13 protein-coding genes are annotated in these 14,319 nt (G+C 69.2%); 8 read left to right on the top strand and 5 right to left on the bottom strand.

What is annotated here, in order from left to right:
• Positions 1-35 precede the first annotated feature (35 nt).
• The 3 genes from DMB80_RS03940 (at position 36) to DMB80_RS03930 (ending at position 2,987) form a co-directional block, all read left to right on the top strand.
• A complete protein-coding gene (locus tag DMB80_RS03940; protein ID WP_111508632.1) occupies positions 36-1,046 on the top strand; it encodes a class I SAM-dependent methyltransferase in 1,011 nt (336 codons plus the stop codon).
• On the top strand, positions 992-2,209 hold the full coding sequence (locus DMB80_RS03935; protein WP_420812120.1) for a THUMP-like domain-containing protein: 1,218 nt from the start codon (positions 992-994) through the stop codon (positions 2,207-2,209). The genes DMB80_RS03940 and DMB80_RS03935 overlap by 55 nt, the downstream gene beginning before the upstream one ends.
• An 88-nt stretch (positions 2,210-2,297) precedes the next feature.
• Positions 2,298-2,987, top strand: coding sequence for an esterase (locus DMB80_RS03930; protein WP_111508718.1), 690 nt, complete (start codon positions 2,298-2,300; stop codon positions 2,985-2,987).
• 12 nt (positions 2,988-2,999) lie between these two features.
• Here DMB80_RS03930 and DMB80_RS03925 read toward each other — a convergent pair whose 3' ends face one another.
• Together DMB80_RS03925 and DMB80_RS03920 are read right to left on the bottom strand one after the other, a co-directional pair.
• Entirely contained in the window at positions 3,000-4,550 is a 1,551-nt protein-coding gene (locus DMB80_RS03925; protein WP_111508630.1) for an alanine/glycine:cation symporter family protein, read from the bottom strand.
• Between the two features lie 116 nt (positions 4,551-4,666).
• The gene (locus DMB80_RS03920; RefSeq protein WP_111508629.1) at positions 4,667-5,944 is read right to left on the bottom strand and encodes an outer membrane protein assembly factor BamB family protein; all 1,278 of its coding nucleotides are present in this window, start codon (positions 5,942-5,944) and stop codon (positions 4,667-4,669) included.
• A gap of 141 nt (positions 5,945-6,085) precedes the next feature.
• On the opposite strand from DMB80_RS03920, the gene DMB80_RS03915 reads away from it, so the two are divergent.
• Positions 6,086-6,814 carry an acyltransferase gene (locus DMB80_RS03915; protein WP_111508628.1) on the top strand — a complete coding sequence of 243 codons (729 nt, stop codon included), beginning with the start codon at positions 6,086-6,088 and terminating at the stop codon, positions 6,812-6,814.
• On the opposite strand, the gene DMB80_RS03910 is transcribed toward DMB80_RS03915, so the two are convergent.
• Genes DMB80_RS03910 through DMB80_RS03900 form a run of 3 tightly spaced genes read right to left on the bottom strand, consistent with a single transcriptional unit; the run spans position 6,811 to position 10,428 of the window.
• Positions 6,811-8,049 (bottom strand): glycosyltransferase family 4 protein, encoded by a 1,239-nt coding sequence (locus tag DMB80_RS03910; RefSeq protein WP_111508627.1) that lies wholly within the window; start codon positions 8,047-8,049, stop codon positions 6,811-6,813. The two genes, DMB80_RS03915 and DMB80_RS03910, sit on opposite strands and share 4 nt — an antisense overlap.
• A gap of 1 nt (position 8,050) precedes the next feature.
• Positions 8,051-9,616: a 1,4-alpha-glucan branching protein domain-containing protein gene (locus tag DMB80_RS03905; RefSeq protein WP_111508626.1), complete on the bottom strand. Its 1,566-nt coding sequence runs from the start codon at positions 9,614-9,616 to the stop codon at positions 8,051-8,053.
• Positions 9,613-10,428, bottom strand: coding sequence for a class I SAM-dependent methyltransferase (locus DMB80_RS03900; protein ID WP_240430991.1), 816 nt, complete (start codon positions 10,426-10,428; stop codon positions 9,613-9,615). Before DMB80_RS03900 ends, DMB80_RS03905 begins: the two co-directional genes overlap by 4 nt.
• A 191-nt stretch (positions 10,429-10,619) precedes the next feature.
• Here DMB80_RS03900 and DMB80_RS03895 point away from each other — a divergent pair, with 191 nt between their 5' ends.
• The 4 genes from DMB80_RS03895 to DMB80_RS03880 all read left to right on the top strand — a co-directional run bounded on the left by DMB80_RS03895 (position 10,620) and on the right by DMB80_RS03880 (position 14,285).
• Positions 10,620-11,411: an electron transfer flavoprotein subunit beta/FixA family protein gene (locus DMB80_RS03895; RefSeq protein ID WP_111508625.1), complete on the top strand. Its 792-nt coding sequence runs from the start codon at positions 10,620-10,622 to the stop codon at positions 11,409-11,411.
• Positions 11,412-11,479: 68 nt separating this feature from the next.
• Positions 11,480-12,436 (top strand): electron transfer flavoprotein subunit alpha/FixB family protein, encoded by a 957-nt coding sequence (locus DMB80_RS03890; protein ID WP_046362377.1) that lies wholly within the window; start codon positions 11,480-11,482, stop codon positions 12,434-12,436.
• Between the two features lie 149 nt (positions 12,437-12,585).
• Positions 12,586-13,443, top strand: a complete 858-nt coding sequence (locus tag DMB80_RS03885) for a GNAT family N-acetyltransferase (protein WP_111508716.1) — start codon at positions 12,586-12,588, stop codon at positions 13,441-13,443.
• Positions 13,440-14,285, top strand: a complete 846-nt coding sequence (locus DMB80_RS03880; RefSeq protein ID WP_111508624.1) for a lysophospholipid acyltransferase family protein — start codon at positions 13,440-13,442, stop codon at positions 14,283-14,285. The genes DMB80_RS03885 and DMB80_RS03880 overlap by 4 nt, the downstream gene beginning before the upstream one ends.
• Positions 14,286-14,319 lie beyond the last annotated feature (34 nt).

Below are 14,319 nucleotides of genomic sequence, written 5' to 3'. Positions count from 1 at the left end.
ACCGGCACTGCCGCCGGAGCGTTAGGCTGCCCTGCATGACGACAACGAACGACGCCGGCACTGGTTCCGATGTCGCCGTCCCGGCTCCGAACCCGCGAGCGACCGAAGAGCAGGTCGAAGCCGCGATGCAGGACACCAAGCTCGCCCAGGTGCTCTACCACGACTGGGAGGCCGAGACCTACGACGAGAAATGGTCGATCTCCTACGACCAGCGCTGCGTCGATTACGCCCGCGGCCGATTCGACGCCGCTGTGCCCGCGCAGGTGCAGCGGGAGCTGCCCTACGACCGCGCGTTGGAGCTGGGCTGCGGCACGGGGTTCTTCCTGCTCAACCTGATCCAGGCCGGGGTCGCGCGGCGCGGCTCGGTCACCGACCTGTCGCCGGGCATGGTGAAGGTGGCCACCCGCAATGGCCAGTCCCTCGGGCTCGACATCGACGGCCGGGTCGCCGACGCCGAGGGCATCCCGTACCCGGACGACACCTTCGATCTGGTCGTCGGCCACGCGGTGCTGCACCACATCCCCGACGTGGAGCTGTCCCTACGCGAGGTCGTGCGCGTCCTCAAGCCCGGCGGTCGCTTCGTGTTCGCCGGTGAGCCGACCACGGTGGGCAACCGTTACGCCCGCGAGCTGTCGACGCTGACCTGGCGGATCGCCACCAACGTCACCAAGCTCCCGATGCTCTCGGACTGGCGCCGGCCGCAGACCGAACTCGACGAGTCGTCGCGGGCCGCGGCGCTCGAGGCGGTGGTCGACCTCCACACCTTCGATCCGGCCGACCTCGAGCGGATGGCAACCAACGCCGGCGCTGTCGACGTGCGCACGGCCAGTGAGGAATTCACTGCGGCGATGCTCGGCTGGCCCGTCCGGACGTTCGAGGCGGCGGTGCCTCCCGGTCGCCTCGGTTGGGGCTGGGCGAGATTCGCGTTCAGCAGTTGGACGACGCTGTCGTGGGTGGACTCGAATGTGTGGCGACGGGTCGTGCCGAAGGGCTGGTTCTACAACGTCATGGTGACGGGGGTCAAGCCGGGCGGCCCGTCGTCGTAGCGTTCGGCCTCGACGATGTGCGCTTCCTGCGCAGCGAATCCGGTCGGCAGGCGCTCAGCGAGGTCGGTCGCCTCGAGCTGAGTGCCGCGACGCTGGTCGCGGACGTGGCAACAGCGCGAAGACAGTTCGATGAGCGAGCCGCGGTGCTGGTCGAGACGGTGGCGCTGCGCCGCAGGGCTGCGGCCAAGTTCGACGACGCCGCGCAATGGCTGTTCACCGACGAGGCGCTACAACAGGCCACCGCGGCGCCGGTCGCGGCGCACCGGGCGCGGCGTCTTGCAGGCATGGCGGTGCACGACCTCACCTGCTCGATCGGTTCCGAGCTTGTTGCGCTTGGTGATTCGGCCGCATTCGTGATGGGCAGTGATCTCGATCCGGTGCGGTTGGCGATGGCCAGGCACAACGTCGGCGACCAGGTTGCGCTCTGCCGCGCCGATGCGTTGCATCCGGTCAGCAAGGACGCGGTGCTGCTGGCCGACCCGGCGCGCCGGAGCGGGTCCACGCGCCGCTTCGACCCCCGTGCCTACCAGCCGCCTCTCGGCGATCTGTTCGCCGCACTCGCTTCCCGTGAACACGCTGTGAAGTGCGCTCCCGGAATCGATTTCGCGGTGGTCGAGGACATGGGTTTCCGCGGCGAGATCGAACTGACCTCGCTTGCCGGCAGCGTGCGGGAGGCATGCCTGTGGTCACCGGGTCTGGCGGACACCGGGGTGCGCCGGCGGGCGACGATGCTCGACACAGGGGAGCAGGTCGTCGACACCGACCCCGATGACTGCGGCGTCGCACCGGCCGGCCGCTGGCTCGTCGACCCGGACGGGGCCGTGGTGCGCGCCGGGCTGGTGCGTCACTACGCGGCGCGGCACGGACTGTGGCAGATCGACCCCGACATCGCCTACCTGTCCGGGGACCGGCTTCCCGACGGGGTGCGCGGATTCGAGGTGCTCGAGCAGCTCGGCTACAGCGAACGCCACCTGCGCCAGGCGCTTTCGGGACGCGCGGTGGGGGCGGTCGAGATCCTGGTCCGCGGTGTCGACGTCGATCCCGACGCGTTGCGCAGACGACTGCGACTGCGCGGGGACCAGCAGGCGTCGGTCGTCATCACGCGCATCGGTTCCGGGGCGGCAAGCCGGGCAACGGCATTCATATGTCGTCCGTCGCGCTGAGCGCTCACGTACCCTGGCGGTGATTCCCCCAGTGATGTCCCGATGCGCCCGACAGAGTGCGGCGCCGACGATGAGGATGCTGTTGACGATGCGCGTGATCGCCGCCGCCCTGCTGGCCGCCGGTGTGCTCGCCGGCTCGGTCGCGACCCCGGCCGCCGCCGCGGAGCCGGCGTGCGCCGATCTGGGCGGCACGGTCGACACGGCGCAGGTGTGCACCGTGCACATCGAGAACCCCACCTACACCGTGGACTTCACGTTTCCCGCCGACTACCCCGACCAACAGGCCTTGATCGGCTACCTGACCCAGACCAGGGACGGCTTCGTCAACGTGGCCGAGATGCCCGGCTCGTGGAACCTGCCCTACGTTCTCGACGGCAAGGGCACCGGGTACCGCAGCGGTCCGGACGACGGCGGGACCCGCAGCGTCGTGTTCGAGGTGTACGAGAACGTCGGCGGCGCCCACCCGCAGACCTGGTACAAATCGTTCAACTGGGACGTCGCCAAGAAGGCGCCGATCAGCTTCGCGTCGCTGTTCAAGCCGGACACCCGGCCGCTGGACGTGATCTTCCCGATCGTGCAGTCCGAGGTCTCCCGTCAACTGGGCGTCGATTCTCCGATCACCGCGACCGACGGGCTCGACCCCGCCAAGTACTCGGAGTTCGCCCTGACCGATGACTCGATCATCTTCTTCTTCGGTCAAGGAGAGGTCATGGCCGGCGCTGGTGGGGCGTTGCAGGCCACCGTGCCGCGTTCGGCCGTCGCCTCGCTGATGGCCTGAGCAGGGCGAGCGTCACAGCGTCGCGCTGGATCGCTCGTCACGGCTGCGTACCGGATCGTAGTTCTCCCAGAACGTCGCACCGGTGATCCCGAGTTTCACCGGGTCGAACACCGGGTCGAGGCCCTGTCGCTTCTGCTTCTCGTAATCCCACAGCGCCTTGTAGGCCGGCTGCTGCAGCACGATGATGCCGAGGATGTTGAGCCATGCCATCAGGCCGACGCCGATGTCGCCGAGCACCCAGGCGTCCGACGCCGTGGACACCGCGCCCATCGTGACTGACACCAGGATCAATGCCTGGAGCAGCATCGTCGTGGTGGCGCCCAGCGATCCGCGCACGAGCGGCACCTGCGCCGTGGCGAACCTGCCGAGCAGGAAACGCAGGTTGGTTTCCGCCATGTAGTAGTACGCGATGATCGTGGTGATGCAGAAGAAGGCCAGCGAGACTGCGATGAAACTGGAGCCCGCACCGTTCCACAGCGTGTCGAAACCGGCCTGGGCGAACGCAGGACCCACCTCCGCGTCCGGTGCCAGCACGGTGCCGCCCTCCGGGATCACCGCACCCGTCGCGCTCTCGCCCTCGAACACGCGGTAGGCACCCGTGGACAGGATCAGGAATCCGGTGGCCGAGCAGATGAACAGCGTGTCGATGTACACGGCGAAGGCCTGCACCAGACCCTGCTTGGCGGGATGGGACACCTCTGCTGCCGCGGCGGCATGCGGTCCGGTGCCCTGACCCGCCTCGTTCGAGTAGATGCCGCGTTTGACGCCCCACATGACCGCCGCGCCGAGAATGGCGCCGAATGCGGAGTCGATGCCGAAGGCGCTGGAGAACACCAGACTCAGCACCCCGGGAAGCTCACTGGCGTTGATCACCACGATGATCAGCGCCAGCACGATGTAGACCACCGCCATGAACGGCACCACGATCGATGCGAACGTGGCGATCCGTTTCACGCCGCCGATGATGACGAACGCCAGCACGATCACCGTGCCGACGGCGACCCACCACTTCGAGAATCCCCATGCCGAGTTCATCGCCGACGCCATCGAGTTCGACTGCACGCTGGGTAGCAGCAGGCCCATCGCCAGGATGGTGACCGCGGCGAAGACGTAGCCGTACACCTTCATGGCCGGCGCGGCCGCGGTGTGCGCGAACGCCCGGCTGAAGTAGTAGGCCGGGCCGCCGCGGTATTCGCCGGTCAGCTTGTCACGGTCCTTGTAGATCTGGCCGAGGGTGCATTCGACGTAGGACGTGGACGCGCCGAGGAAAGCGACGAGCCACATCCAGAACATCGCCCCCGGGCCGCCGAAGGCGATGGCGGTGGCGACGCCGGCGATGTTGCCGGTGCCGACGCGTCCCGCCAGCGACATCGTCAGCGCCTGGAAGCTCGACACCCCCGACGGCGATTTGTCGCCCTTGACCATCAACCGGATCATCTCGGGGACCTGCCGGACCTGGACGAAGCGGGATCGAATCGAGAAGTACACCCCGGCGGCCAGGCACAGATAGACCAGTGCATTGCTCCAGACATAGCCGTTGACAGTGCTCAGGAAGTCGGACATGCCGCAGTGGTCTCCCTCGATCGTGGGTTTTCGCGCCGACAGGTCGTCCCATTGTGTGCGATCGGGGGTTACCGTGCTGTGAAGTTGCTGTAAGAAACCTGAATGTCTGCAGGCGGCTAAGCGGGCGCGAAACCGTAGACCCGGCCGTCGCTGGTCGCGGTCACCACCCGACGGTCATGGCCGATCGACACCCCGACCGGCCAGCCCGTCGCGTTCGGCAACGGGTAGGAGTGCACGGTGTGCCCGTCGCCCAGATCGAACACGGTCAGAGCCATCCCGTCGCCGTCGCGGGTGACGGTGTACCCGACGCCCGCGACGCTGCTGGTGGTGAGCGGCGCCGTGTCGTCGCGTCGCCACAGCCGCTCCGGCCCGTCGCCGGTGTCGCGGACGGCGGTCAGCTTCGCGCCGGGGCCACCACCGGCGAGGATCAGTCCCTCGGGTGACACCGAGGGCGGGGTCTGCGCCAGATAGTCCAGCGGCTGCGACCACTTCACCGAACCGTCCTCGGCGTTGATTGCCCACAACCGTTCATCGCGGCCGTTGACGTAGACGGTGTTGCCGTCCGGGGAGAACACCGGGCTGCCGAGCGGGCCGCGGCCGACGGCGTTGCTGGTCCACTCCTGGGTGATCAGCGGCGTCTGCCCGGGCCGGTAGCGCAGCCCCACCAGTTCAGGTGCCTCGGCACCCGGTTGCCACAGCGTCAGCACGATGGCGCCGGAGGCCTCGGAGAAGGCCGGTGCGGCCGCCACGGGACATTCCGGTCCGCCGAGTCGGCAGTCTTGCAGACCCCGTTCGGAGTCGCGGGGATCCAGGCCCGCCACCAGGTCCAGCGAGCTGCCCGCGACCGTGCCCCGGTGTGCGTCGAACACCAGCACCTGGCCGAGGTGCGTGACCACCAGCAGATGGCCCGGGTCGAGGAATCGCATCGTGGTCGGCATGCCGATCACCGGCTGCCGCCAGCGAATCCACTGGGTGACCGGAAACGAGAGCACCGCGCCCGGCTGGCCCACGTAGAGATTGTCGAAGCCGTCCAGAAGGGGGCTGGACAAGCCACCCCCCTGCCAGAGGCGAGTGCACCACCGCTGGCGCGCGCGGTTGTTCGTCTCCCACACCATCAGCGAGCAGCCGCCGGAGGTCTGGGCGTTGACGGCGAGGTAGTTGCTCGACCCCAGCGACACCTGCGCGGCGAGCTCACCTTTGACCGAACGCACCCAGTCCAGCCGCAGAGAGTCGGCGCCCGAGAGCGAGACGGAACTCCGGTTGGCGGCGTCGGCGTACTGGGCGGCCCAGCCCGATGCGGCGCGGGACTCGACCCAGGAATCGGTGGTTCCGCAACCTGCCGCAGCGGCGGCGACCAGAACAGCGCTGGCCAGCACGATGATTCGCCGGAGCACGGGTTCCTTTCTGGTCGCGGGGGACATGGGCGGTGGACCGAGAGCCCCCGTGAGGGTAACCGCTCGCCCCCGGTGGGCAGGAGCGGAGCGACACGGGAATGGGTACTGCACGCTCGCGTAGGCTTTCCGGCCAGGACGACGATGTGGGGCGCGCCGCTGCACAAGCGCTGGCGTGGATCGCGGCTGCGGGATCCTCGCCAGGCCAACTTCCTCACCATGGCCTCGCTGAAATGGGTGCTCGCCAACCGCGCCTACACGCCGTGGTACCTGGTCCGGTACTGGCGTCTGCTGAAGTTCAAACTCGCCAACCCGCACATCATCACTCGCGGCATGGTGTTCCTCGGCAAGGACGTGGAGATCCAGGCGACGCCCGAGCTCTCCCAGATGGAGATCGGCCGGTGGGTGCACATCGGCGACAAGAACACCATCCGCTGCCACGAGGGGTCCCTGCGGATCGGTGACAAGGTGGTGCTCGGCCGCGACAACGTGATCAACACCTACCTCGACATCGAGCTCGGCGATTCGGTGCTGATGGCCGACTGGTGCTACATCTGCGACTTCGACCACCGGATGGACAACATCGAGTTGCCGATCAAAGACCAGGGAATCATCAAGGGCCCGGTGCGGATCGGCCCGGACACCTGGGTCGGGGTGAAGGTCAGCGTGCTGCGGAACACCACGATCGGGCGCGGGTGCGTGCTCGGCTCACACGCGGTGGTCCGAGGTGACATCCCGGACTTCTCGATCGCGGTGGGAGCGCCGGCCAAGGTGGTCAAGAACCGCAAGACGTCGTGGGAGACGACGGCCGCCCAGCGGGCCGAACTGGCGGCGGCGCTGGCCGACATCGAACGCAAGAAAGCCTCGCGCTAGCCGTCGCGGTGTCGCTCGGGTAGCGCCAGCTCAGCGATCGGTCGGCGCGGGTGAGGCCGGCGCTCGCCACGTTTGGCGCCGAGGTAGACCTGCGCAGTCTCTGCGGCGACGGTCGCCCACGCGAACTCGGAGGTGAGCCGTTCACGGGCGGCGATCGCTGCGCGTTGGGCGGCGTCGGGATCATCGAGGGCGGTGCGCACGGCGCTCGCCAGCGCGGCGACGTCGCCCGGGGGGAACGTGTGGCCGGTGGTGCCGTGGCCGACGGCCTCGCCGAGGCCGCCGGCGTCGGACACCACCAGGGGTGCGCCCGCTGCGGCGGCCTCCAACGCGACGATGCCGAACGGTTCGTACCGCGACGGCAGCACCGCGATGTCAGTCCGGTGCAGCAGGGCCAGCAGTTGTTCGTGGTCGACCTGGCCGACGAAGTCGACGGCCTTGAGCACGCGGTGCCGCCGAGCCTGCTCGACCAGGAACGCCCGCTGGGTGCCGTCCCCGGCGATCGTCAGCGTGGTCCCCGGATGGGTTCGCCGGATGCGGGGGAGGGCGGCGATCGCGTCGTGGACCCCCTTCTCGTACTCGAGCCGGCCGAAGTAGAGCAGCTCCGCGGGCCCGGTCCGCGGTCGACGCGACGCGTAAGGCCAACCGTGCGTGTCGATTCCGTTGCGGATGACGGCGATCTCGGAGAGGCCGGGGCCGAACAGTGCGGTGATCTCCTCGCGCATGGACGCCGAACACGTGATGAGGGAGTCGGATTCGTGTACCAACCAGGATTCCAGCGCGTGTACCTGCCGGCTGACCGCCCCGCTCACCCAGCCGGAGTGCCGGCCCGCTTCGGTGGCGTGGATGGTGGAAACCAGTGGTACATCGAAGAACTGCGCCAGCGCGACGGCAGGATGGGCCACCAGCCAGTCGTGGGCGTGCACGACATCGGGTCGCCAGTCGCCGAAGGTCAGGCCGGCGCGCAGCATGGCGTGCCCCATTGCCAGAATCCAGGCCATCATGTCGGTGCCGAAGGCGAATTCGTGCGGGTCCTCGGCGGCGGCGACCACGCGCACGCCCTCGCTCATCTCGTCGGTCGTCGGGTGGGTGGCCGGATCGGTGCCGGTGGGCCTGCGGCTGAGCACGACGACCTCATGACCGGCGGCGACGAGTTCGGTCGCCAGGTGGTGGACGTGCCTGCCCAGCCCGCCGATCACGACCGGCGGGTACTCCCACGAGATCAGGAGGACCTTCATGTCACGGGCTCGGCAGTCGGCGCGCGTCCAGCGCGCCGAACAGACCGTCGGCGCGATTCCAGCCTGACGCCAGACGTTCGGCGTGCTCGGTGCGGCCCGAGGCCAGGGCGTCGGCGATCTCGCGGGTGGCGTGGGCGTGCAGGTGCGCCCGGTAGCGGGCGTAGTCGGCAGCCGAGTCCTTGCTGACCATGAACGGCCAGTCGCTCGACACCGTCAGCAGGGTCTCCCGCAGGATCTGGTCGGCCACGACCATCCGGGAGCCCTGCGAATTGGCCAGCGCTTTGTCCACGGTGCTGAGCGCGGTGTCGACGACTTCGGTGTTGAGGCGTACCAGGTCGGCCACCTGCTCGCCCGACCACACCTGCCAGTCCTTACCGGATCCCCATGAGCTGGGCGGCAATTCGACCGGCTGGCCCACGTACCCGGCAGCCAGTGCGTCGGCCAGGGTACCCACCTGGATGCCCGCCGCCGGTAGCGCGCGCAGGACCTGCTCGAGCCACTGCGGGCCCTCGTACCACCAGTGCCCGAAAAGCTCTGTGTCGAACGCCGCGACTACGTGGGCAGGCCGGCCGATGCGTGCGCTCTCGCTGAGGAGGCGCTCCCGCACCGTCGCGACGAAATCGGCGACGTGCACGTCGATGGCCGCCGCGGCGCGCTCGGGGTCGTAGGGCGCCTTCTCCTCCGAGGGCACGTTGCGTCCGGTGACCCGGGCGGGTTTGAGCCCCGTGGCGTGGTCGTAGGTGTGGAAGTCGCGGTAGGCGGCGTGGCCGGGATAGCCGGAGCGTGGCGACCACACGCGGTAACTCACGGTCAGGTCGCGGCCGAACGCCACCACGGGGGAGTCTGCGACCGGCCGCCCGAGGGCGGTGTCGCCGTGCAGTGATGGGCCGTCGACCATGAAGTGGCCGACTCCTGCTGCGGCGTAATCGCTTTCCATTCCGGGGGCGTAGGCACACTCCGGCGCCCAGATGCCTGCCGGCTGGTGAGCGAAGCGCTGACCCGCGTCGGCGAGGCCCTCGCGCAGGGCGAAGTCGCGGAGCCGCGGGGTGAGCAGGGGTTGGAAGGGGTGCGCCAGCGGGCCGCCCAGCAGCTCGATGACGTCACCGTCGATGAGTTCCCGGAGCACCGGGCTGCCGCCGTGTCGCCACAGTGTCTCGAACTCCGCGAGCTCGCGATCGGCTTCGGCGAGCTCGCGGGACCCGAAGCGGCGCAATGCTTCTGGTGCGGAAGCGGGGGATGGTCCCGTCGGGGTGCGCATCGTGGCGGCTTCGCGGGCGCGCAGCCGCCAGTTGGCCACCCAGTGGTGCATGCCCTGCAGGCAGTAGGGATCGTCGAGCTGGGCCGCCACGACAGGGGTGACGCCAAGGGTGATCAGGTGCTGCCTGTTCTCGGCGGCCAGGGTGCGCAACACCCGCACCAGCGGCAGGTAGGCCGCCGACCACGACTGGTAGAGCCACTCCTCGCCGACCGGCCAGCGGCCGTGGTGAGCCAGCCACGGGAGGTGGGTGTGCAGGACGAAGGTGAACAGCCCCGGTACCGGCTCGGCTGTCGACTGCTCCGAGGTCACGGTCGTACCGCGATCGCGACCAGGTCGAGGCTCTCGTCAATGGGGCGGCTGTCCTGCTCGATGTCCTGCACGATGTCGAAGTCCTCGATCGTGATCGAGGCGATGTCGGCGAGCAGGTCCGCCGGCCACGGCGCATCGGAGAGCGCGCGGGTGATCTGGGCGTCGATGATCGATCCGCCGTGCCGTGCGTCGATCTCGCGCAGTCGGGCGCCGTGGTGCACGCCGTAGAGGGCGTCCACGCGCAGGCCGGCGTCGGTCAGCAGTTCCGTCAGCTCCGCGGCGTTGAGCTCGCGGGTGTGGAACGGGTTGACCGGGGTGTCACTGTGGGGGGTGAAGGTGATCCGGTTGGGCGTCGACATCAGCAGCAGGCCGCCGGGCCGCAGGACCCGTCGGCATTCGGCGACGAACTGCCCCTGGTCCCATAGGTGCTCGATCACCTGGAAATTGACCACGATGTCCACCGACGCGTCGGGCAGCGGTAGCTCGGCGAGGTTCCCGTGGCGCATGTCGACACGGGGATAACGGGCCCGGACGTGGGCGACGGCGTATTCGTCGTAGTCGAGGCCGATCACACCGCGGGCGACATCGGCGATCAGGTCGGCTCCGTAACCTTCGCCACAGCCGGCCTCCAGTACCTCGGCGCCGGCGAAGCGGTCGGCCAGGCGGTCGAGGAGATCGCGGTAGACGACCTCATGGCGGCGGAACCAGTAGTTCTCCTCGGCAACGCCGGGCACGGTTCGTTCGCCGGTCAGGGCCATGGGCGCCTCGGCCGGCGGCTGACTCGCCTCGGAGGTGGTCACGTGTGTGCTCATCGGAAGGCAGGCTAACCCGTAACCGAGCGATGACGAATAGTTCGTCGCACCCGGGCGGGCGAGATCGCAAACTTCGACCAGCTATGGTGTTTTTGCGAACCGCCTTAAGTTACCGACTGGTAACATGGGGATGAGAGCTCCAAACGTGATAAGGCGGGCCGGTCACCGGCCCCTTCGAGAAGGACGAACTCATGACGAACATCGTGGTTCTGATCAAGCAGGTTCCCGACACATGGTCCGAGCGCAAGCTGTCCGAGGGTGACTGGACCCTCGACCGCGAGGCCGCCGACGCCGTGCTCGACGAGATCAACGAGCGCGCCGTCGAGGAGGCGCTGCTGATCAAGGAGCGCGAGGGCGGCGACAGCACGGTGACGGTGCTCACCGCCGGGCCCGAGCGTGCCACCGAGGCGATCCGCAAGGCGCTGTCCATGGGCGCCGACAAGGCGGTGCACCTCGTCGACGAGGGTCTGCACGGCTCGGACATGGTGCAGACCGGGTGGGCGCTGGCCCGCGCGCTGGGCACCATCGAGGGCACCGAGCTGGTCATCGCCGGTAACGAGGCCACCGACGGAACCGGTGGAGCCGTGCCGGCCATCATCGCCGAGTACCTCGGCCTCCCGCAGCTGACGCACGTGCGCAAGCTCACCGTCGAAGGCGGCAAGGTCACCGGCGAGCGCGAGACCGACGACGGCGTGTTCACCCTCGAGGCGAACCTGCCCGCCGTGGTCAGCGTCAACGAGAAGATCAACGAACCGCGCTTCCCGTCCTTCAAGGGCATCATGGCCGCCAAGAAGAAGGAAGTGACGAAGCTGACGCTCGCCGAGATCGGCGTGGAAGCCGACGAGGTGGGTGTCGCCAACGCCGGGTCCAAGGTGCGGACGTCGACGCCGAAGCCGCCCAAGACCGCGGGCGAGAAGATCACCGACGAGGGCGAGGGCGGCACGAAGATCGCCGAGTACCTGGTCGCCCAGAAGATCGTCTAGCAGATCGTCTAGGCACCCCCCTCCATTCCCCCCTTCCATCACCGAAAGACTCAGAGGCAACGAATCTCATGGCTGAAGTACTGGTGCTCGTGGAGCACGCTGAAGGTGCGCTGAAGAAGGTCACCTCCGAACTGATCACCGCCGCCCGCACACTGGGCGAGCCCTCCGCCGTCGTGGTGGGCAAGCCCGGCACCGCCGACGGGCTCGTCGACGGACTCAAGGCAGCCGGCGCTGCGAAGATCTACGTCGCCGAATCGGACGACGCCGAGAACTACCTGATCACCCCCTACGTCGACGTGCTCGCCTCGCTGGCCGAGTCCGCATCGCCTGCGGCGGTCATCCTGGCGTCCAGCGCCGACGGCAAGGAGATCGCCGGACGGCTCGCCGCACGCATCGGGGCGGGCATCCTCAGTGACGTCGTCGAGGTCCGCGAGGGCGGCGTCGGCATCCACTCGATCTTCGGCGGGGCCTACACCGTCGAGGCCGAGGCCGTCGGCGACACCCCGGTGATCACCGTCCGTCCCGGCTCGATCGAGGCGGCGCCGTCCGACGGCGCCGGCGAGGTCGTCAACGTCGAGGTGCCCGCACCCGCGGAGAATGCGACCAAGATCACCAAGCGCGAGCCCGCAGTCGCGGGTGACCGTCCCGAACTGACCGAGGCGACCGTGGTCGTCTCCGGCGGTCGCGGGGTCGGTAGCGAGGAGAACTTCAAGGTCGTCGAAGAGCTCGCCGACTCGCTCGGTGGCGCGGTCGGCGCCTCCCGTGCGGCCGTCGACAGCGGCTACTACCCCGGGCAGTTCCAGGTGGGCCAGACCGGCAAGACCGTGTCGCCGCAGCTCTACATCGCGCTCGGCATCTCCGGGGCGATCCAGCACCGCGCCGGCATGCAGACGTCGAAGACGATCGTCGCGGTGAACAAGGACGAAGAGGCGCCGATCTTCGAGATCGCTGATCTCGGCATCGTGGGCGACCTGTTCAAGGTCACCCCGCAGCTGACCGAGGCCATCAAGGCTCGCAAGGGCTGATCGCCAGCAGCTACACCGAACGGCCCCCGTCTCCGCGACGGGGGCCGTTCGCTGTCACAAGGGTGCACACCCGAACCGTCACCCAGCGCTCATGAACACGTCACGCACCGCTTGCCGTCGCGCCGATCTCCTGCGCGACCGTGCTGACCATGAGCACTGCTTCTGTACTCATCTCCGCCCAAGACGCCCAAGCCAACCCCGACGACACTGACGGGGCGGCCGGCCCGGCGCCCCGCTACTCGCTGCTGCTGTGCCGCGACGACGCCTCGATCGAGGCCGCCCAGCGGCTGCGCCACGACGTGTTCACCTCGGAGCCGGGCTTCGCGCTCGCCGACAGCGGAGCCGATCTGGACGCCGACCGCTTCGACGAGTACTGCGATCACCTGCTGGTCCGCGAGGAGCGCACCGGCGAGCTGGTCGGGTGCTACCGCATGCTCCCCCCGCCCGGCGCGATCGCCGCCGGGGGTCTCTACACCGCCACCGAATTCGACGTCTCGGCCCTCGATGCGCTCCGGCCGTCGCTGGTCGAGATGGGCCGCGCGGTGGTGCGCGACGGGCACCGCAACGGCGCGGTCGTGCTGATGATGTGGTCCGGCATCCTGGCCTACCTCGACCACAGCGGCTACGACTACGTGACCGGATGCGTCTCGGTGCCGGTCGCCGATCCCGCCGGGATCGAACCCGCCGGCACCCACCTGCGCGGCGTCCGCGACTTCGTGACGCGCCGCCACCGCGCACCGCGCGAACTCACCGTCCACCCCTACCGCCCGGTGATCGTCGACGGCCGGGCCCTCGACGACATCGCGCCGCCCGCCCGGGCATCGGTGCCGCCGCTGATGCGCGGATACCTGCGGCTGGGCGCCCAGGTCTGCGGTGAACCCGCCCACGATCCCGATTTCGGCGTCGGCGACTTCCCGGCTCTGCTCGACAAGCGCCGAGCTGACACCCGCTATCTGGCGCGATTGCGCTCTGCAGGTGCGGCGACCGCGGCGGTCAGCGCGTCGTGAACGCCCGTCCCCACGCCTGGTTACCCGCCGCGTCATGCGGCCCGACCTGTATTTCCGCGGGCAGTGCGACGTCGAGTCGGCGCGCCGCGGTCGTCTGCCGCGTCGCGTTGCGGGCCACGCTGACGGTTCTGCTGCTGCCCACCCTGCCGCTGCTGGCGGTGCCGCTACCCGGCCGGTCCCATCTGCAGCGCCGGTACTGCCGCGTCGTACTGCGTTGCCTGGGTATTCGAATCACCGTGTCCGGCGGGCCGATTCGCAACGTGCCCGGGGTACTCGTCGTCAGCGGGCACGTGTCCTGGGTGGACGTCTTCGCGATCGGAGCCGTCATGCCCGGCGCCTTCGTCGCCAAAGCGGAGATGATCGGGTGGCCCGGGCTCGGCGCGCTGGCCCGGCTGATGAAGGTCATCCCCATCGAACGGGACAACCTGCGCCGCCTTCCCGAGGTGGTTCACGCCGTGGCCGAAAGGCTCCGCGCCGGACGCACCGTCGTGGCGTTCCCCGAGGGCACGACGTGGTGCGGCCTGGCATACGGCCCGTTCCGCCCGGCGATGTTCCAGGCCGCGATCGACGCCGGCCGGCCCGTGCAACCCCTGCGGCTCAGTTATCACCACCGCGACGGGCGGGCGTCGACGGCCGCGGCCTACATCGGCGACGACAGCCTGCTCACCTCGATCCGCAGGCTCGTCACAGCGCAACGCACCGTCGTGCACGTGCGTGTCGAATCGCTGCAGCTGCCGGGCGAGGATCGGCGAGACCTCGCCGCGCGGTGCGAGGCCGCCGTGCGGGGGACCGATACCTCCGCGGTCACCGCCCGCGGCCAGCGCCACGCCCTGGCGGCCTGAGCTCTCGACTACGGGCGCGACTCCGGTCACGGCT

Source organism: Mycobacterium kyogaense (assembly GCF_003254575.1).
Classification (GTDB): domain Bacteria; phylum Actinomycetota; class Actinomycetes; order Mycobacteriales; family Mycobacteriaceae; genus Mycobacterium; species Mycobacterium kyogaense.
This window is presented reverse-complemented; position numbering and strand designations above follow the sequence as displayed.